Genomic DNA, 19220 nt, shown 5'->3' on the forward strand with positions numbered 1-19220 from the left:
AAGCACTTTGTGTTTGCTAGATTTGGGTTAAGCATTACACCAATCAGATTAGTGATGGTATAAAAAAAGCGTATCTTAGCAGATACGCCTTTTATCTTGAAGCAGTTCGCGATGACTCTGCACCGCCTAATTCAAATTGAATTAGTTTACTGCGTCTTTAAGCGCTTTACCCGCTTTGAAAGATGGGATGTTAGCTGCTGCGATTTGAATAGTCTCACCAGTTTGTGGGTTGCGACCAGAACGTGCAGCACGCTCGCGCACTGAGAAAGTACCAAAACCTACAAGTGCAACAGAGTCACCGTCTTTTAGTGCACCCGTTACAGACTCAATGAATGAATCTAGCGCACGACCAGCAGCCGCTTTAGAAATGTCAGCATCAGCTGCGATTTGATCGATTAATTGAGATTTATTCACAATATCATCCTCTTCCATAGTTATTGTCAAAAGTTACTTCTTACTGGTAACTTTTGCTATTCATTTAGAGACATCACAGCGACTCTCTAATTCTCGAAATCTTTCTCAAGCCTAGTGATTACGGGGCTTCCGAACCAGCAGGCTTGAATACAGTGCCTAACTTAACACACCTTTTAGATTTGAAAAGCCTTTTCACTCAATTTTTTGGCTTTTTTCTTAGTTTTTTTGCGATTCCACACTAAAACTGTCTATTGGGTGCGCTAACGCCAGTGATAATACCTCATCAATCCATGACACCGCATGAATATCAAGCCCTTCAAGAACATTCTCAGGAATTTCTTTTAAGTCACGCTCGTTCTTTTTCGGTATTAAAACTCGTTTAATTCCACCACGGTGCGCTGCCAATAATTTCTCTTTCAGACCACCGATAGGCAGAACTTCACCACGCAGGGTAATTTCACCTGTCATCGCAACATCTGCACGTACTGGATTGCCAGTAAGGCTTGATACTAAGCCTGTTACCATCGCAATACCAGCGCTCGGACCGTCTTTTGGTGTTGCACCTTCAGGAACGTGAACATGAATATCACGTTTCTCGTAGAAATCATCATTTATGCGAAGCTTGTCAGCACGGTTGCGCACTACCGTCATTGCCGCCTGAATTGACTCTTGCATCACATCGCCCAGCGAGCCGGTGTAAGCAAGTTTACCTTTACCTGGTACTGCCGCACATTCGATAGTGAGTAAGTCACCCCCTACTTCCGTCCATGCAAGACCAGTAACTTGACCAACTCTATCGCCGTCTTCCGCCTTGCCGTAATCGTGACGTTGTACACCTAAGAAGTCTTCAAGATTTTCTTGGTTAATCACAACTTGCTTAACATTTTTATCTAGCAAGATGTTCTTAACTGCTTTTCGGCATAACTTAGAAACTTCGCGCTCTAGATTACGGACACCCGCTTCACGCGTGTAGTAGCGGATAATGCCAATGATCGCGCTGTCTTCAATATTGATTTCAGACTCTTTTAATCCATTGCGTTTCACTTGCTTTGGAATTAAGTGCTGCTTGGCAATATTCAGCTTTTCGTCCTCGGTGTAACCAGAAAGACGAATGACTTCCATACGGTCTAATAATGGACCTGGAATGTTAAAGCTATTAGAAGTCGCAACAAACATAACATCAGACAGATCGTAGTCCACTTCTAAATAGTGGTCTGCAAAGTTGCTATTTTGCTCTGGATCTAACACTTCTAGTAGAGCCGATGCAGGGTCGCCGCGCATATCCGATGACATCTTATCGATTTCATCCAGCAAGAAAAGTGGGTTCTTCACGCCAACTTTCGACATGCTTTGGATCAGTTTACCCGGCATTGAGCCAATATAAGTTCGTCTGTGCCCGCGAATTTCAGCTTCGTCGCGCACGCCACCGAGCGCCATACGTACGTACTTACGACCCGTAGAACGCGCGATAGATTGACCTAAACTGGTTTTACCAACGCCTGGAGGGCCGACTAAGCATAAGATAGGACCTTTAAGCTTATTGGTGCGCTGCTGTACCGCTAGATACTCGATAATGCGGTCTTTCACTTTCTCAAGACCATAATGATCCGCATCAAGTATCTTTTGCGCACCAGCTAGATCTTTTTTCACCTTTGAGCGCTTTTTCCAAGGTACATTGATCATCGTCTCAATGTACGAGCGCACAACCGTCGCTTCCGCAGACATAGGTGACATCATTTTAAGTTTGTTAAGCTCTGAAAGCGCTTTTTCTTCCGCTTCTTGCGGCATATTCGCTTCGCTAATACGCTTTTTCAGGGCTTCAAATTCGTCAGGTACATCATCCAGCTCACCAAGTTCTTTCTGAATAGCTTTCATTTGCTCATTCAGATAGTACTCACGTTGGGATTTCTCCATTTGCTTTTTAACGCGTGAGCGGATCTTTTTCTCTACTTGAAGTAGGTCAATCTCGCCTTCCATCAACGCCATCAAATACTCGAGGCGTTCGGTCACATCGTTAATTTCTAGCACCTTTTGTTTTTCAGGTACTTTAATTGGCATATGAGCAGCCATCGTGTCCGCTAAGCGTGCAGCTTCATCAATACCCGATACTGACGTTAGTACCTCTGGTGGGATCTTTTTATTTAGCTTCACATAGCCTTCGAATTGGCTAATTGCGCTGCGAACTAATATGTCTTGCTCTTGCTCATCTACATCCTGAGATGGAATATACTGAGCTTGCGCCAAGAAATATTCGTCTGTAATTAGAAACTCATCTATTTTTGCGCGTTGAGTACCTTCAACCAGCACTTTCACTGTGCCATCAGGTAGTTTGAGTAACTGTAGTACCGTTGCAATGGTACCAGTCTGATAGACATCATCAGTGCTTGGGTCATCAACTGAGGCGTCTTTTTGCGCAACTAAAAAGATTTGCTTGTCATTGTCCATCGCAGCTTCTAGGCATTTTATTGATTTTTCTCGACCTACAAACAGCGGGATCACCATATGCGGATACACCACTACATCGCGTAGCGCTAGCACAGGAATTTCTACTCGATCCGTTCTTTCAAGCGTCATTATGTTCTCTTCGCACTTCAATTAATTTTGGGAATACTGAGCTATATGGGGATAACGCAGATAAAGTTCAATAGTTTATAGTAATCCGCATCAAGTAGAGATCAATTTAACATATAAAAAGCTTAGTGTTGACACTCAATTTACCATGGTGAAATGTATAAAAAATTCACCCTAAAAACTTGTCTCACTATTGCCTTTGATCGTTATAGCCATTTGACCATATTGGTTTCTATCTGATGTGGACTAAGAAATAAAAAGGAGCACTAGGCTCCTTTTTTCAATTTCATACTGAGCTATTCAGACGCCGCTTTTTCTTTACCGTTATTTTCGTAAATCATAATAGGGTCTGATTCGCCTTTGATCACTGTTTCATCAATGACGACTTTACTCACTTCTTCTAGTGAAGGAAGCTCATACATAGTATCAAGCAATACGCCTTCAACAATCGAACGCAGACCACGGGCACCCGTTTTACGCTCCATCGCTTTATGAGCAATCGCTCGTAGCGCATCTTCACGGAATTCAAGGTCAACACCTTCCATCTTAAATAGCGCCGCATACTGCTTAGTAAGTGCATTCTTAGGCTCATTTAAAATTTCAATTAGTGCTTCTTCGTCTAGTTCAGTCAAAGTCGCGACTACAGGCAAACGACCAATAAATTCAGGAATTAAGCCGTACTTAACTAAATCTTCAGGCTCTACGTCTTTAAACGTTTCGCTTAATGAGCGCTCAGAGTCTTTAGATTTAACTTCAGCACCAAACCCAATTCCAGTATTTATTGTACTACGCTGCTCAATGACTTTATCTAGGCCTGCAAACGCACCACCACAGATAAACAAGATCTTAGAAGTATCTACTTGTAAAAACTCTTGTTGCGGGTGCTTTCTACCACCTTGTGGCGGAACAGATGCAACCGTGCCTTCAATCAGTTTTAGTAGTGCTTGTTGTACACCTTCACCTGACACATCACGGGTAATTGATGGGTTGTCAGATTTTCTTGAAATTTTGTCGATTTCGTCAATGTAAACGATACCACGCTGTGCTTTCTCTACGTCGTAATCACATTTTTGCAGAAGCTTTTGAATGATGTTTTCAACATCTTCACCCACATAACCGGCTTCGGTTAATGTCGTTGCATCTGCCATTGTGAATGGAACGTCAAGTAAACGTGCAAGCGTTTCTGCTAAAAGGGTTTTACCACTACCCGTTGGACCAATTAGTAGAATATTACTCTTACCAAGCTCTACATCACCTTTGCCGCCTTGGTTACGCAGGCGCTTATAGTGATTATAAACAGCAACAGACAAGACTTTTTTAGCGTGGTCTTGACCTATCACATAATCATCTAAGTGATTTCTGATCTCTTTTGGCACAGGTAATTTATCAGACGCGTCATGCTTAGGCGCAATATCTTTGATTTCTTCCCTAATAATGTCGTTACAAAGTTCAACGCACTCGTCACATATATAGACAGATGGACCGGCAATTAACTTACGAACTTCATGCTGGCTCTTACCGCAAAATGAGCAGTAGAGTAGCTTGCTATTCTTATCGCCGTCTGTTGGAGTGTCTGACATTCAGCTACCTCATTCAATTGCTGTTATCTCTAGATAACATCGTATTTCTTTTAACTATACCAAAGAAATTTGGCTTTGGCACAGTAGAAGCCGATGAATTCAATTCATCGGCTAATTCATAATCACTTAAGCTCTCGACGAGAGTGAACCGCATCAATCAGGCCATATTCTAACGCTTGATCTGCAGTCATAAAGTTGTCTCGATCTGTGTCATGCGCAACCACATCATAAGGTTGACCAGTGTGTTCCGCCATTAAGCGATTCAATTTTTCTTTGATCGCCAAGATTTCACGGGCGTGAATTTCAAAATCAGAAGCCTGACCTTGGAAACCACCTAAAGGTTGGTGGATCATCACACGCGAGTTTGGCAAGCAATAACGTTTACCTTTAGCACCGCCAGATAGCAAAAATGCCCCCATACTCGCAGCTTGACCAACACAAACCGTACTAACGTCAGGCTTGATAAAATTCATCGTGTCGTAGATTGACATCCCAGCAGTCACAGAACCACCTGGCGAGTTGATATACAAGAATATATCTTTGTCAGGGCTTTCTGATTCCAAGAACAGCATCTGCGCCACAATTAGATTGGCCATATGGTCTTCGACTTGACCAGTTAAGAAAATAATACGGTCTTTTAGCAGTCGTGAGTAAATATCATAAGAACGCTCGCCTTTAGCCGTTTGCTCCACGACCATAGGTACTAACGCATTGATTGGATCGATCATACCATCATTCATGTTTTTTATTCCTTATTAGCACAGAATCTATTGCGTATTCGCAACAATTTTATTGGACTTAGCGCGGTCCATAAAAACATTCTGTGATCGGTGTTTAGGCTAATACTTTTTTGAGCGAATTGAAACGAGTAGATATAACTGTAGCAGTAATACTCAACGAAACCTGACTCGTAAAATAAGTATAGCTAATAAAATAAGCCATGCCTCAAGATATAAGTACTTAATGCTTCAATATCAAGGCTTAAAAACAAAAATGGCCCGAATTCTCTATTAGAGTAACTCGAGCCATTTAAACTTCAGCTTAGCTGTAAGTCAATGATTTCTTCAAAGACTTATTGAGCAGCCTGTGGATTCATGATGTCGTCGAATGACTTTTCAACATCAGAAACAGATGCAGCAGCAAGTACTGCTTCAACTGCTAGCTCTTCCATCGCAACGTTGCGCATTTGCTGCATTAGCTGATCGTTTGCTTTGTAGTATGCCACTACTTCACTTGGATCTTCGTATGCAGAAGCAACTGTGTCGATTAGTTCAGCAACTTTGCCTTCATCAACTTTGATGTCGTTCGCTTTGATCACTTCACCTAGTAGTAGGCCAGTTTTCACGCGAGTTACTGCTTGCTCGTGGAATAGCTCAGCAGGAAGCTCAGGCATGTTTTGTGCGTTGCCGCCAAAACGTTGTGCAGCTTGTTGACGAAGTGCATCGATTTCTTGGTCGATTAGTGCTTTTGGCACTTCAACTTCGTTAGTTTCTAGAAGACCTTTGATCGCTTGATCTTTCACGTTCGCTTTAACCGCTTGGTTTAGCTCACGCTCCATGTTCTTCTTAACTTCTTCTTTAAGTGCGTCAACGCCGCCTTCAGCAACACCAAACTTAGTTGCGAACTCGTCAGTTAGTTCAGGAAGCTCTTGAACTTCAACTTTCTTCACAGTGATTGTGAATTGAGCCGCTTTACCTTTTAGGTTTTCAGCGTGGTATTCTTCAGGGAAAGTGACGTCAGAAACAACTTCCTCACCTGCTTTTTTGCCAACGATACCGTCTTCAAAACCTGGGATCATACGACCTTGACCAAGCTCTAGAGGGAAGTCTTCAGCTTTACCACCTTCGAACTCTTCACCGTCGATTGTACCAACGAAATCAACCGTTACACGGTCTTTTTCGCCAGCTGCAGCATCGCTCTCAGTCCAAGAAGCGTGTTGCTTTCGAAGCGTTTCAAGCATGTTCGCTAGGTCTTCATCCGTTACAGAAACTGCAGGCTTCTCAACCGCGATTTTGTCTAGATCTTTAAGTTCAACTTCTGGGTATACTTCAAAAGTTGCATCGAATTCTAGATCTTTACCAGCTTCTAGTGACTTAGGAGCAAAAGATGGTGCGCCTGCAGGGTTGATTTTCTCAGCAATGATTGCTTCGATATAGTTACGCTGCATCAGATCGCCAGCAACTTCTTGACGTACAGCTGCGCCGTAACGCTTAGTGATGATTGACACTGGAACCTTACCAGGGCGGAAGCCATCGATACGCTGTGTTCTTGACAGTTGTTGTAGGCGTTTTTTAACTTCAGTCTCAACGTTCTCTGCAGGAACGGTGATGGTCAGACGGCGCTCAAGGCCTTGAGTCGTCTCAACAGAAACTTGCATGATTTACCTCAATCTTCATTTTTGGGCGACAAAGCGCCTTCCTTACTAACAAGACAACCATCATGCTTTTTATGGGCCTTCGGCTAAATTGCCAAACTCTCCGTTGCATGTGACGCTTGTTGCCTGCCCTACGGGCACTACGTTAATTAATAGACGCGGCATTATAACCTATTCAACGACGGAGTCGAGCAATCAGGTTAAATAATTAGGCATATTGGTGCTAATTGATTAAAAGTTAGTAAATTTGAAATAAATGAATGAGATACTAGAGAGAAAGTGGTCGGCGATGCAGGATTTGAACCTGCGACCCCTTGGACCCAAACCAAGTGCGCTACCAAGCTGCGCTAATCGCCGAACATATATATTTTGTAGAAGTGGTCGGCGATGCAGGATTTGAACCTGCGACCCCTTGGACCCAAACCAAGTGCGCTACCAAGCTGCGCTAATCGCCGACTAATTTTGGCATGTATATGGGGCGACTGATGGGACTTGAACCCACGACAACCGGAATCACAATCCAGGGCTCTACCAACTGAGCTACAGCCGCCACTACATGTGGATTAAAATAAGATGGCGCACCCTGAAGGATTCGAACCTTCGACCGACGCCTTAGAAGGGCGTTGCTCTATCCAGCTGAGCTAAGGGCGCAAACTCGTAAACATCTTCATGCTACTTCTTATTTTAAAAGTGGTCGGCGATGCAGGATTTGAACCTGCGACCCCTTGGACCCAAACCAAGTGCGCTACCAAGCTGCGCTAATCGCCGACTGTGACCTTGGAGAACTAAGAACCTTTTTATCGGTGAGTCCTCGTTGGCAACGGGGTGCATAATAGTGATTTGCCCGAAGTAGGTCAAATATTTTTTTTAGTTTTTGTTTCAACTGCCTAATTTTGCCACAAATTGTTGATAAAACAGCTGACTTAAACAATTTTTGAACGCTTCTTGTAGAACAGATCATGAAAACCTTTGCTTTTACGCAATGCAAACTTGGCGGACTGGCTGTTTTTTGAGAAAATAGCGGGCAAATGTCCTCCTTTGTAGTAACTAAAGGGACATATAAATAGAGCGACCCCATTTTTCATCTTTATAAGCAATCATTTCATCAATACATGAAAGTGCTTGTATAGAAGAATTTAAAGGCTCTATCATCGTTCAAGTTTTTTAACCCTTAATATAGGTCAATCATGACGGCAAACATCATTGATGGCAAAGCTATCGCGAAACAAGTTCGTTCTACTGTTGCACAACGAGTTCAAGACAGACTAGCGCAAGGTCTAAGAGCGCCTGGCTTGGCTGTGGTATTAGTAGGCCAGGATCCCGCGAGCCAAGTTTATGTTGGTTCAAAGCGTAAAGCCTGTGAAGAAGTCGGATTTGTTTCTAAATCTTTCGACTTACCAGGTGACACAAGCGAAGAGCAATTACTTGCGCTTGTTGATGAGCTTAATGCAGATCCTGAAGTTGATGGGATCTTAGTACAATTGCCGCTACCTGAAGGCCTAGACGCAGAAAAAGTGTTAGAGCGTATTGATCCTCATAAAGACGTCGACGGCTTTCACCCATACAACGTAGGCCGTCTTGCCCAAAGAATGCCAGCACTGAGACCTTGTACGCCAAAAGGGATCATCACCCTACTCGACTCTACCGGTGTTCATTATAAAGGCATGCATGCTGTTGTGGTTGGTGCTTCAAACATCGTTGGTCGCCCTATGTCACTAGAGCTGCTACTTGCTGGTTGTACTACAACCGTTTGCCATAAATTTACGCAAGACCTCGAAACCCATGTGCGTCGTGCCGATCTATTGGTTGTGGCCGTAGGTAAACCTGAGTTTATTCCGGGTGACTGGGTTAAAGAAGGCGCGATTGTTATTGATGTAGGTATTAATCGCTTAGAATCAGGCAAACTGGTAGGTGACGTGCAATACGACATCGCAGAACAAAACGCGAGCTTTATTACCCCAGTGCCAGGTGGTGTGGGCCCAATGACCGTCGCAAGCTTAATCGAAAATACGCTAGAAGCGTGTGAAAAATATCACAGTTAGCATATGTTAAAATAGCACTTAGCCGCCATAACTGTGCGGCTTTTTATTATTCAATGAAAACTAGCCACTCTAAAAATAACACTGACAATACTCTTATTTTTCCGCTTCAAACAACTTAATCTGAGCTAAGTAAACAATATAATCCTGTGCTAAGTTTGTATCAATCACTTGTTCACAACCGCTGCATTGTAAACCTTGATCTTGTAAATACTGCTCTGGCACCCTCATTAAGTACTTCCCCGGCTTCAATCGGTCAATAATTATGAAGCCATCTTGTTCTGTAGATACTTTTCTAATCATCTTACCGTCATTGATATCAACGATTTCCATTGGTACGTATCCGCTATTTCTTTGCTTTATTCCATTCACTGAATATTTCAATACTTCACCTTCGGCTTCGTAGACTTGATAAAAAGGTAAAGCGACGTCAATAACTCCACCAGGGTGGGACTCTAGCTGCACACTTGGAAAAGCTGATACTAAAAAAGGATTATCTAGCGCTTCCGCATCCACTTGAAATAAGATTGGATCATAAGCATCAATGCCCACTAAGTATGATTTCTCTCCGTCAAAAAATTCTTTTGGTCGCTGATTTGCTGTTCTAAGCTTTACTCCGTTTAATAAAGGTTCTGATAACTCCTTATCCCATAAACCGTTATAGTTTTCATCTAAAAATGCAAAGTTGTTAACCAGGCTACCTCGTCGTAGTGAAGAACTACTCAAAGTTGCGATCGGAGCTTTCCCATGGAACGAAAATGAAAGGCTTAATGTTGCAACTGTATCTCCTTGGGTACTATGGGATAACGCGAGACTCAACGCCGCAGTATTAAACGATTTTGCAACTCTAAATTTTGCAGTCGTATCATGTCGGTTACTATCGTGACGGAGTGAGGCTGAAATATTATAACCTTGCATATAGCGATTATATGACAAAGTAAGCTGATCAGTGGCCTGATTTTGAAACTCTCTGCTAGCCGAAAGATTAATGGACCCCCAACGGCTACTTAATGAAGAGACGAATGACACTTTTTCTGCCTTAGAGCCGCCTATTTGATTATTCCAACTAAATAAATGGCTCGATGTGTCTGTCGAGTAACCTAGTTTCATCTCCACGGTTCGTTCTACGGTGTCAAAATTATTGCTTTTTCCTTCATAGTAGGAACTGTCAAACTTAAATGTACCTTCAGTGTACGTGTAACTGTAAGATTGGCTTTGAATCGTATCTTCGATAACTTCCTTGCGACTACGATGCATATATAACATATGTTTATCCAGCGCTAAATTTAGCTGAGTGTCGTAAACAAGCTTCTCGCCGTAGCCTAATTTACCAATAAACGCTGACCCATCATTACTGCGCCATTCTATATCTGAAAACGGTAGTACTCTATTTTGGCTTTCATCATGAGTCCATTCCGATCCGAAGCGCATCAAAGTAGACTGATTAGCAATGTAAGTTGCGTTTGCCATCGCAAACTTTTGTCCAGTGTTCGTTCTATTTTCTCCTATCAAGCGTGTACCAGAATCAATCATGGTAAATTCAGAACTCCATTGCCCCGCTCGAAGACCGAGCCTGCTGGGACGCTCAATATCCCTTCTTTCTTGCTGGCCATCAGGGTAGGTAAAGAAAAGTTGATAGCGTACCCGACTGTCTCTAAAATTAAGTTCTTTAAACTCGTAAAACCCATCATCGTTTGCCACCATAAAGTCTTGTAGATAATCATTTTGATATAAGGCCACTTCAGTACCTGGCATAACATACCCGCTGATATTTTCCCTAAGCTTTTGACTACTTCTTTCATCTTGTCCAAAATATACCCCTACACCTTTTGATACATTGGACGAAAATGTCGCTTGAGAAACTCGCATATCGCCGACCTTATATGTCATAGGCACAGCATTTATTTGTAACTTTCGGGATAAAAGCGCTTCACCTCTCAGGTCACTTTCAGCGCTGTGGCTTAACTGGATATCCGCCTGATGAAATAGGATGTCCTGAGAAAGTTGAGTATATACCTGATGGTTAACCGTGTTTTTATGTTTCAATGCAAGGTTTATATCTATGTTTGGCAAAGTGAAAAGTCGGTAATCATTATCTTTTATCAACCTAGACTGTCTGTGCTCTTTTATCGCCGCAATTAACTCTTTTCGTTGCTGAGCGATTAGCTCTTGCGTTTTGGGATGTTTACCATGTGTTGTAATGCGCAACCATTGCTTTGCTTGGTTAAATTTATATTCCAGCGACAAGATTCGTAATGTTTCGATCGATACGTAAACATCCCCATCTTCTATAGTAAATAGATTTGGTTCAAGTAACACATCTATTGTGTTCTGCCAAAATTCGCCGTGTAAGCGTCCCTCTTTAACATCAAGCTCTAACGTACACGCCAATTGCTGATTAAAGGTATCTAATAATATATAGTAATGCTGGTAATCTCGGGTAACTAGCTCTATTTCACCTTGCACTAGACGCTCATCTATTTTTAGATCAGCAAAAATATAATCTACCTGCTCCTGAGCAGAGCTCACTGATATATAAAGTATGCTAATTAGTAGCAGTAGAGAACGTAATGTATTGGTTTTCAAACGCGCACTATTGAAGACAAAGAAGATATGCTAGCTACGACTGTAGCTAGCATCTGATAGGTTTACTGATATGCCGCGATAATGTCATAAGTGAAAGATTTTTCACCTGCACTTTGCATCGCTGCAGCGTGATCAATCAGTGTGATCTTGCCAAATTGGCTTAATGCCAAGTTACCATCTGCGCCCAACTTTTGATGTTCAGGGTGAGTTGAAGAGGTCAACTCGTCAACAGTAAAACGCAAACCGTCTAGCTCTTGAGATTGCGCTGGAACTGTCCATGTTACGTCGGCATACGGTACACCGCCTAAATTAAAGTGAGCATATGCACCTGCACCACCACATAATCTGTCTTCCGCAGGTACACGTCCAGGCTGACGAGGCTGTGAAGTACAAAATGCGCCTAAATTCGTTGCACGAGTTACAACAAGCTCTGGAAATGCCATTTGTTGAGTTTGTGTTATGGTTAGTGGCAGCTCTTCCTTTTTCAAAGTGACTTGCACTGTATATTGTTCAGCGCTCGCGGTTGCAGAAAGAGCAAGTGCTAAGGCAAGTGTCGATAGCTTTTTCATATATATTTCCTTTTTAAGTTATATAGTTAAGAGCAGTTCTTCATTATTATTGATATGCAACAGAGATATCAAAGATAAAATGATAGTCATTTGATTTCGCAGTACTTTTATCTACCAACGTGATCATGCTTTGCGCGACATAGCGTGCTTTGCCCGAAGCATCCAATTGCAGTGTTCTAATGATTGGCACCGCCTGTTCATTTGTAGATAGTCGCAAGCCATTAATTGTATGATCAGCGCTATGCGTCAACACGACAGTAGCATTAGCAGCACCAATAATCTCATAAGTTCCTGGCTGTCCGATAAGGCCTGGACACAAAGACTGTACTGAGCTGCTAGGGTTAGGCATGCCTGAGGCTTTGCAGCTAGCTCCTTCTTTAGTACTGCCGTCGGATAATAATTCTGGGAACTCTAGTGCCTTGACTTCGACAATTTCCAAGGCTGACTTTAAAGATTCATAAGTTACCGACAAACCAAACTCTTTTGCATAAGCACTGATAACTGGAGTGATTAAAAATAACGCAACAAAAATAGATTTTTTCATAAAAATTCCATTTAAAATTTATATTTTGGTTTGGTACTGCAAACCTACATCTTCCTCTAAACTTTCCATTAAAATAGATAAAGTACCACTTACCTGCTCTCGCTTTAGTTCCGTTCTAAAAGTTCTTTGATTTAACTCTGGGTAAATACTGATTTGATTGGCACGATATAGCTCCTTCCCTTCCTCATCTTTTATTACTAAGTTTCCACTAAATGAGCCAAGTCCCTTTCGTAAGAAAGTTAATTTTAATTTTCCATCAGCATCATCAAAAAAATGATTTTTGAGCGCCACGCTCGCTCTCTCTTCGTCAGAATAATTGCGTATAAAAACAGGAATGATATATTTTATATTAGGCTGAACAAATACCCCAGACACTTGCTTAACCGTTTCTGATGTTAAAGATTCGACTAAAACATGTGAGCGAAACTCGCCTTTTTCTCTTACACTCTTTTTTATTAATCTAATTCGAGCAAAGCTCTTCGGAGGTATATCACGCGCGATTCGTGGTCCAATTCGCAAAAATTCTTTCGCAGATAGAGGATACTCATCTACCATTTCTAAATGGCCTGCTTCATGCATTTGCATTTCAGTCAAATTGACTCTGAAACTTTGTAACTTATCTGAGTCATTATAAATTCTAAATTCGGCTCTTCTATCATTTTTTTCAAAAACAACCCTCGTTTTATCTAGCTTAAAGCTCGCACTCTCAACTTGTAACGCAAAGAAAGAAAAAAAAACAAAAAAAGTACTTTTCAGTATTTTATTAAAACCACCCAAATCAGAACTCCAAATAGAAATTTACCGTATTTAAACCCAACAAAAAAACACAGTCAACACCAAAATAAAAAAACAAAAAATTAACAATTAAAGCAAAATAAAAACAAACAAATCTGGATTATCAAATAAAAAACAGCAATAAAAATACGGAACACATAAAATACAAAGTAAAACACATAATAACTATAAAAGCCTTGGTTAAGGAAAAGCATAAAACCCAGAAATTTCAAAAATAAAAAATTGAAAAAAACACAATTATAAATAAGAAAACAAAGGCATCAACAGACTGTCTTTCATACACAAATCTCTCGATGAAAATCGGGGATTTTTTGAACTTAGCTGATTGTTCTCGATCTGATCTGTTTTGATATAACTACGAGGTTAGTTATGGTATTTTCAAAAAGTTCAGAGCAATGGGCATCAGAAACATTTTCTCAAGCAAAGTTAGGTGATATTCGCAGAGCAAAAAGATTGATTGTATTGGCCTCTAAACTTCTAACTAAGTTAGGGCAACCTCTCGTGCAATCACCTACTTCTCCAGCAGATATTGAAGCGGCTTACCGTTTTACTCGCAATAAAGCAATCAATGCCCAAGCCATAGCCGAGGCAGGCTTTCTAGCGATAGCAAATTGTGTTAACCACTGCGAGTGTCTGCTCGCTTTAGAGGACACCACTTCGCTTAAATTCAAGCATCAAGCAGTATGTGACGAAATGGGACACACGAGTTCGAACAAGCATTCGCGTGATAAGCATGCTTACTCAGTATTGCTGTTTTCACCAGAGCAGAAACATGTCGTTAGTCTCATTGAGCACATGAGAAATCAATTCAAATGGCCAAAATAATCGTCATGCAAGCCGAGTAAATGAAAGCAAAGAAAGCTACAAGGGGGGCTGGCATCAGAAGCGATGTTGACTCGCCTTGGCTGTACTAACTCATTAGCGTGTCCTTGTTCGCTTTGTTTTCTTCCTGAGTTACCGCTTCTCTCATCGCTTCTTGTAAGGCAGCCATCCGCTCTTCTAATTCTTCAGGTGAAATTTTTCCCTCAGCCGCGAGCTTTTCAAGTTCTGCCATTTTCTCTTTTAATTCGTCTATTTTCTCTTTATTTGCCCCTAAGCGGCTAAACATTACCGCTTCTCTCATTTTTTCTAGAAATGACTGATTACGCTCCACCACTTCATATTTATATGGCTCGTCGGCTTTATTATCCAGTACAGGGGATGATTGGGTTGCGATGTTAGCAGCCGCGACATAGTCTTGCTCCTGCGCAGCGGTATTAGCTCGTTTAGTTTGGGCAAGGTTTTGCTGCTCGGAAACAGACTCAGTGGTACGAATTGCGGAGTGGGTTTGGTAAGTGATCATGATTGCTCTCCTTGATTTGTCCAAGAAAAGCAATCACTGTGCCAAAATTAGCTTACTCGCTACTGGCTAGATATGACCAGGAATTGGCTTGTGCGGCAAATTTACGTCTTGGTTTTGACCACGGTGACGTAATAAGTGATCCATGAGCGTAATGGCCAACATGGCTTCTGCGATTGGAATGGCACGAATACCAACACAAGGGTCATGGCGACCCTTCGTCACAACTTCTTGCGGTTGGTTGTGGGTATCAATACTCTGCCCCGGTACCGAGATGCTTGATGTCGGTTTTAGCGCAATTGATGCGATAATATCTTGCCCTGTAGAAATACCCGCTAAAACGCCGCCTGCATGGTTAGAAGTAAATCCCTGTGGCGTTAGCTCATCTCTATGCTCTGAGCCCTTTTGCTCAACCACATCAAAGCCATCACCAATCTCTACGCCTTTTACGGCATTAATACTCATCAAGGAGTGCGCTATCTCAGCATCCAAACGGTCAAACACAGGCTCACCTAAACCAACAGGCACATTTTTCGCCACGACTTTTACCTTCGCGCCGACTGAATCACCTTCTTTTTTCAGCGTGCGCATATATTCATCTAGCGCTTCTAGCTTAGATTCATCGGGAAAGAAAAATGGATTGTTTTCAACCGCTGACCAATCATAATGCTCGGCTTTAATCGGGCCTAATTGAGAAAGGCAGGCATTGATTTCGATGCCGTGGACTTGCTTGAGATATTTTTTTGCGATTGCACCTGCTGCAACGCGAATGGCAGTTTCACGTGCCGACGACCTGCCACCACCGCGATAATCTCTATGTCCGTATTTGTGCCAATAGGTATAGTCGCCATGACCCGGACGGAACAAGTCTTTGATGTTTGAGTAATCTTTTGAACGTTGATCGGTATTTTCAATCAACAATCCAATGCTCGTGCCTGTGGTCTTGCCTTCAAACACACCCGAGAGAATTTTTATCTCATCGCCTTCTCGGCGCTGTGTTGTGTAGCGGCTTTGACCTGGTTTACGTCTATCTAAATCGATTTGTAAATCAGCTTCAGTGATCTCAAGCCCTGGTGGTACACCATCTACCACGCCACCAAGCGCGGCGCCATGGCTTTCACCAAAGGTCGACACCTTAAATAATTGGCCAATGCTATTGCCTGCCATCGTTTTTCCTCATTCCTAAATAGACGATAGAGAGCATTGGCTCCCTATCAGTTTTTAAAGTATTCCAATAGTTGTTGTTTGGATACGACAAAGACCCCTAAACCACCATGCTCAAAGTCTAACCAAGTAAATGGCGCTTCAGGAAATTGCTGCTCCATATGTACCATAGAATTGCCAACTTCGACAAATAACAAACCATCATCATTTAGATGGTCAGCCGCTTCTGCCAGTAGTGTGCGGGTCACATCAAGGCCATCTTCTCCTGACGCCAAGCCAAGCTCTGGCTCATGATGGAACTCCTCTGGCAGATCTGACATATCTTCTGCATCAACATAAGGAGGGTTTGCTACGATTAAATCGTACTTTTGACCCGGCACACCACTAAATACATCAGACTGGATAGCAAAGACTCTGTCTTGCATCATATGCTGATTGATATTGTGATCAGCCACTTCTAAGGCTTCAAAAGAAATATCTACTGCGTCTACTTGCGCGCGCTCAAATGCTTTGGCCAATGCAATCGCAATACAACCAGAGCCCGTACACATATCTAAAATACGCGTTACTTTATTCGGTGCAGCTACCCACGGGGCAAAATGTTTTGCGATTAACTCTGCAAATGGTGAGCGTGGCACTAATACGCGCTCATCAACATAAAACGGCATACCAGCAAACCAAGCTTGATTGGTTAAGTAGGCGACGGGAATACGCTGCTCGATACGTGCTTTGATAAACTCCATCAGATGCGCTTTTTCACTTTGCGTCATGCGCGCATGCATGATTTCTTTGGGGGCATCAATTGGCATATGCAACACCGGAAGCACTAAACTGACCGCTTCGTCCCAAGGATTATCCGTACCATGACCAAAAAACACCTCGTTACTCACAAACTGGCTCGCTGTCCAGCGCACCCAGTCCTGAATGGTATGTAAGTCTTGAAAGGCTTCAACGGCCATTTCTTCGGTAATAAGTGGTTGCGACATTTCCGTCATGATGACTCTCTAAAGATCAAACTATATGGCGCTATTGTAGCGGTTTTTAAGCTAGGTTTTTATGCTTTTTTTATTTAAAATGCCACCATGAACAGAGAATCTAACACTAATGCTGACCTAAATGACGATTTCGCGATGTTTCGTGAGTCTTTGAATGGTGTAAAACCCCTCAAACAAGATCAGGTGCAGCTCAAACAAAAGAAAAAAATTCAGAGCATTGAGCTGAAGCAACAAGTTAAGCAACAGCAATCTGAGTTTTACTTTTCTGACGAGTACATTCCTGATATTGATACGTCGGGAACCATCAATTTCGTAAAGCCCGGAGCTGATCGCTATTTAGCAAAGCAGCTAAGGCGTGGTGACTACGCACCCGAACTCATCTTAGATTTACACGGGCTAAATAAAGAAACAGTAAAACAAGAACTAGCAGCATTAATTCATGCTTGTAAGAAGCAGCATATTGCTTGTGCGTGCGTGGTGCATGGAATTGGTGAGCGTGTGCTTAAACATAAAGTACCGCAGTATCTTGTTCAGCATCCAGATATACTGGCGATGCACCAAGCACCTTTAGAATATGGCGGTAAAGGGGCAGTATTAATCTTGGTTGACCTACCTGATGACCCTAACTTTGGCCGTTAATTCGGCCCGAACATTGTTTTTTATCCTTTCTTGCTTCGCTTAATCCAGCCTTAATAAATTTAACTAAATCTTAGCCATTTCACCCATCCTACACTGGTCAAATTCACCACCCCATTAATTCTCCTGTGCCAAGAAAAAATTAAAACACATAAAAATCAATAACATAAAAATTAAATTCATTTTGGCACAACCTTTGTAATAGTTATTGCGACTAACAAATTACAAGGAAACTTATTATGACTACTTTAGCGAAAATCACCATGACAACTTTATTGTTTACAGCAAGCATGACAACAACAGCTGCAGAAATTGATGCTTCATTACTTCAAGAAGTAAAAACCAAAGTAACGCAAGCTATCACAGAGTCAATCAAAGCGAATCTAGAAGAAATAAAAATTGAGACCAAACAGTCTTTAGAGAAAGCGTTTCAAACAACCGATAACAGCGAGCAAGAAAAAAAGGAAGAGACTAATGATTAATGAACTCGAATTTCTGAGTCTGCTCGCAACTCCCGTGATCAGTTTATTTGCCGCTTACTTAAGCATTCAACTGATAAAATCACTGGGTCAGTTTATCAACTTTAACTAGCATGGCACTTGCTAAAGTAGGCAAGGTAGCCGAGTAGTCAAAGTATCATACCAATTGAATTAATTCTCTAATCAATTTGTAGGATGAAATAGCATATTAGCGTCGTTAAAAATTTCTCATTTAGAACAACTAAATAGCAAAATTTTTGCCTAGCTACTAAAGCTATTTCTCCGCTTCAAATAGCTTATTTGCTAAATACATTTTTTGGTATTACCCTGAGAAAGCTATTGAGGTATCAGTAGCCATTAAAAAACCCGCCAATTGGCGGGTTTCTTTTTTGATATCAGCGAGATATCACAAAGTCGACACTAAATTATAGTGCGCCTTCGTTTTCAGATAGGAACTTAGCAACACCTTCAGGGCTTGCATCCATACCTGCTTTACCTTCAGTCCAACCAGCTGGACATACTTCACCGTGCTCTTCGTGGAATGCTAGTGCATCAACCATGCGAAGCATTTCGTCGATGTTACGGCCTAGTGGTAGGTCGTTAACTACTTGGTGACGTACATTACCTTCAGCATCGATTAGGAAAGAACCACGGAAAGCAACACCAGCTTCTGGGTGCTCAACGTCATATGCTTGACAGATTTCGTGCTTAACATCAGCGATTAGATCGTATTTAACTTGACCGATACCGCCTTCGTTTACTGGAGTGTTACGCCATGCGTTGTGTGAGAATTGAGAATCGATAGAAACACCGATCACTTCAACACCACGCTTTTGGAACTCTTCGTAACGCTTGTCGAACGCGATTAGCTCTGAAGGACAAACAAACGTGAAGTCTAGTGGGTAAAAGAAAACAACCGCTTTTTTACCTTTAATACGCTCGTGCAGGTTGTAGCTATCTACGATCTCACCGTTACCTAGTACTGCTGCTGCTGTAAAGTCTGGTGCCTTGCGGCCTACTAATACACCCATTTTTATCTCCAATAGTTAGGTTTATTTCCAATCTTATTTGGTATCTCGTGTCGAGACCAAAATATCTTGTTCATAATATTGTGGCGTGCTTATGAAAAAACAAC

General features: G+C 41.9%; 17 protein-coding genes and 5 tRNA genes. 4 read left to right on the forward strand and 18 right to left on the reverse strand.

What is annotated here, in order from left to right; all coding sequences use genetic code 11:
* Positions 1-141: 141 nt before the first annotated feature.
* The 10 genes from hupB to NH462_RS01075 all read right to left on the reverse strand — a co-directional run bounded on the left by hupB (position 142) and on the right by NH462_RS01075 (position 7707).
* On the reverse strand, positions 142-414 hold the full coding sequence (gene hupB / locus NH462_RS01030) for a nucleoid-associated protein HU-beta (protein ID WP_010371157.1): 273 nt from the start codon (positions 412-414) through the stop codon (positions 142-144).
* Between the two features lie 216 nt (positions 415-630).
* Complete coding sequence (gene lon, locus NH462_RS01035) at positions 631-2988, reverse strand: endopeptidase La (protein ID WP_017216125.1); 2358 nt, start codon at positions 2986-2988, stop codon at positions 631-633.
* A 293-nt stretch (positions 2989-3281) separates the two neighbouring features.
* A complete protein-coding gene (clpX, locus tag NH462_RS01040) occupies positions 3282-4565 on the reverse strand; it encodes an ATP-dependent protease ATP-binding subunit ClpX (RefSeq protein ID WP_253103326.1) in 1284 nt (427 codons plus the stop codon).
* Positions 4566-4687: 122 nt separating this feature from the next.
* The gene (gene clpP, locus NH462_RS01045) at positions 4688-5305 is read right to left on the reverse strand and encodes an ATP-dependent Clp endopeptidase proteolytic subunit ClpP (RefSeq protein WP_010371147.1); all 618 of its coding nucleotides are present in this window, start codon (positions 5303-5305) and stop codon (positions 4688-4690) included.
* Positions 5306-5637: 332 nt separating this feature from the next.
* On the reverse strand, positions 5638-6942 hold the full coding sequence (tig, locus tag NH462_RS01050; RefSeq protein WP_017216126.1) for a trigger factor: 1305 nt from the start codon (positions 6940-6942) through the stop codon (positions 5638-5640).
* Between the two features lie 277 nt (positions 6943-7219).
* Positions 7220-7296: transfer RNA gene (locus NH462_RS01055), tRNA-Pro, on the reverse strand.
* Positions 7297-7317: 21 nt separating this feature from the next.
* Positions 7318-7394 (reverse strand) — tRNA-Pro (locus NH462_RS01060).
* 19 nt (positions 7395-7413) lie between these two features.
* Positions 7414-7489 (reverse strand) — tRNA-His (locus NH462_RS01065).
* A 24-nt stretch (positions 7490-7513) separates the two neighbouring features.
* Positions 7514-7590 (reverse strand) — tRNA-Arg (locus NH462_RS01070).
* Positions 7591-7630: 40 nt separating this feature from the next.
* A tRNA-Pro gene (locus tag NH462_RS01075) sits at positions 7631-7707 on the reverse strand.
* Positions 7708-8126: 419 nt separating this feature from the next.
* Between NH462_RS01075 and folD the strand changes: the two genes are divergently transcribed.
* On the forward strand, positions 8127-8981 hold the full coding sequence (gene folD, locus NH462_RS01080) for a bifunctional methylenetetrahydrofolate dehydrogenase/methenyltetrahydrofolate cyclohydrolase FolD (RefSeq protein ID WP_253103327.1): 855 nt from the start codon (positions 8127-8129) through the stop codon (positions 8979-8981).
* A gap of 93 nt (positions 8982-9074) precedes the next feature.
* Here the strand turns inward: folD and NH462_RS01085 are convergent, their stop codons facing one another.
* The 4 genes from NH462_RS01085 to NH462_RS01100 form a co-directional block, all read right to left on the reverse strand.
* Positions 9075-11564, reverse strand: a complete 2490-nt coding sequence (locus NH462_RS01085; RefSeq protein WP_253103329.1) for a hypothetical protein — start codon at positions 11562-11564, stop codon at positions 9075-9077.
* Positions 11565-11626: 62 nt separating this feature from the next.
* Positions 11627-12133: a hypothetical protein gene (locus tag NH462_RS01090; RefSeq protein WP_253103331.1), complete on the reverse strand. Its 507-nt coding sequence runs from the start codon at positions 12131-12133 to the stop codon at positions 11627-11629.
* Between the two features lie 46 nt (positions 12134-12179).
* On the reverse strand, positions 12180-12677 hold the full coding sequence (locus NH462_RS01095) for a hypothetical protein (RefSeq protein ID WP_253103333.1): 498 nt from the start codon (positions 12675-12677) through the stop codon (positions 12180-12182).
* 18 nt (positions 12678-12695) lie between these two features.
* Positions 12696-13454, reverse strand: a complete 759-nt coding sequence (locus NH462_RS01100) for a hypothetical protein (protein WP_253103335.1) — start codon at positions 13452-13454, stop codon at positions 12696-12698.
* Positions 13455-13841: 387 nt separating this feature from the next.
* Here NH462_RS01100 and NH462_RS01105 point away from each other — a divergent pair, with 387 nt between their 5' ends.
* On the forward strand, positions 13842-14297 hold the full coding sequence (locus NH462_RS01105) for a transposase DNA-binding-containing protein (RefSeq protein ID WP_253103337.1): 456 nt from the start codon (positions 13842-13844) through the stop codon (positions 14295-14297).
* Positions 14298-14382: 85 nt separating this feature from the next.
* On the opposite strand, the gene NH462_RS01110 is transcribed toward NH462_RS01105, so the two are convergent.
* From NH462_RS01110 to prmB, 3 genes are all read right to left on the reverse strand, one after another.
* Positions 14383-14814, reverse strand: coding sequence for a hypothetical protein (locus NH462_RS01110; protein ID WP_253103339.1), 432 nt, complete (start codon positions 14812-14814; stop codon positions 14383-14385).
* Positions 14815-14880: 66 nt separating this feature from the next.
* A complete protein-coding gene (gene aroC / locus NH462_RS01115; protein WP_010371135.1) occupies positions 14881-15978 on the reverse strand; it encodes a chorismate synthase in 1098 nt (365 codons plus the stop codon).
* 47 nt (positions 15979-16025) lie between these two features.
* The gene (prmB, locus tag NH462_RS01120) at positions 16026-16961 is read right to left on the reverse strand and encodes a 50S ribosomal protein L3 N(5)-glutamine methyltransferase (RefSeq protein WP_026000853.1); all 936 of its coding nucleotides are present in this window, start codon (positions 16959-16961) and stop codon (positions 16026-16028) included.
* A 96-nt stretch (positions 16962-17057) separates the two neighbouring features.
* On the opposite strand from prmB, the gene smrB reads away from it, so the two are divergent.
* Positions 17058-17609 (forward strand): endonuclease SmrB, encoded by a 552-nt coding sequence (smrB, locus tag NH462_RS01125; protein ID WP_010371129.1) that lies wholly within the window; start codon positions 17058-17060, stop codon positions 17607-17609.
* 236 nt (positions 17610-17845) lie between these two features.
* The gene (locus NH462_RS01130) at positions 17846-18088 is read left to right on the forward strand and encodes a hypothetical protein (protein ID WP_017216129.1); all 243 of its coding nucleotides are present in this window, start codon (positions 17846-17848) and stop codon (positions 18086-18088) included.
* 422 nt (positions 18089-18510) lie between these two features.
* On the opposite strand, the gene NH462_RS01135 is transcribed toward NH462_RS01130, so the two are convergent.
* Complete coding sequence (locus tag NH462_RS01135) at positions 18511-19116, reverse strand: peroxiredoxin C (protein WP_010371125.1); 606 nt, start codon at positions 19114-19116, stop codon at positions 18511-18513.
* Positions 19117-19220: the final 104 nt, after the last annotated feature.

The sequence above is a fragment of the Pseudoalteromonas sp. OANN1 genome (assembly GCF_024124685.1).
GTDB lineage: Bacteria > Pseudomonadota > Gammaproteobacteria > Enterobacterales > Alteromonadaceae > Pseudoalteromonas > Pseudoalteromonas piscicida.

Coding starts and splice junctions, on each gene's coding strand:
- lon (WP_017216125.1), bottom strand. CDS start 2,988: ATGACGCTTGAAAGAACGGATCGAGTAGAAATTCCTGTGCTAGCGCTA.
- clpX (WP_253103326.1), bottom strand. CDS start 4,565: ATGTCAGACACTCCAACAGACGGCGATAAGAATAGCAAGCTACTCTAC.
- clpP (WP_010371147.1), bottom strand. CDS start 5,305: ATGAATGATGGTATGATCGATCCAATCAATGCGTTAGTACCTATGGTC.
- tig (WP_017216126.1), bottom strand. CDS start 6,942: ATGCAAGTTTCTGTTGAGACGACTCAAGGCCTTGAGCGCCGTCTGACC.
- folD (WP_253103327.1), top strand. CDS start 8,127: ATGACGGCAAACATCATTGATGGCAAAGCTATCGCGAAACAAGTTCGT.
- NH462_RS01090 (WP_253103331.1), bottom strand. CDS start 12,133: ATGAAAAAGCTATCGACACTTGCCTTAGCACTTGCTCTTTCTGCAACC.
- NH462_RS01095 (WP_253103333.1), bottom strand. CDS start 12,677: ATGAAAAAATCTATTTTTGTTGCGTTATTTTTAATCACTCCAGTTATC.
- NH462_RS01105 (WP_253103337.1), top strand. CDS start 13,842: ATGGTATTTTCAAAAAGTTCAGAGCAATGGGCATCAGAAACATTTTCT.
- NH462_RS01110 (WP_253103339.1), bottom strand. CDS start 14,814: ATGATCACTTACCAAACCCACTCCGCAATTCGTACCACTGAGTCTGTT.
- aroC (WP_010371135.1), bottom strand. CDS start 15,978: ATGGCAGGCAATAGCATTGGCCAATTATTTAAGGTGTCGACCTTTGGT.
- prmB (WP_026000853.1), bottom strand. CDS start 16,961: ATGTCGCAACCACTTATTACCGAAGAAATGGCCGTTGAAGCCTTTCAA.
- smrB (WP_010371129.1), top strand. CDS start 17,058: ATGAACAGAGAATCTAACACTAATGCTGACCTAAATGACGATTTCGCG.
- NH462_RS01130 (WP_017216129.1), top strand. CDS start 17,846: ATGACTACTTTAGCGAAAATCACCATGACAACTTTATTGTTTACAGCA.
- NH462_RS01135 (WP_010371125.1), bottom strand. CDS start 19,116: ATGGGTGTATTAGTAGGCCGCAAGGCACCAGACTTTACAGCAGCAGCA.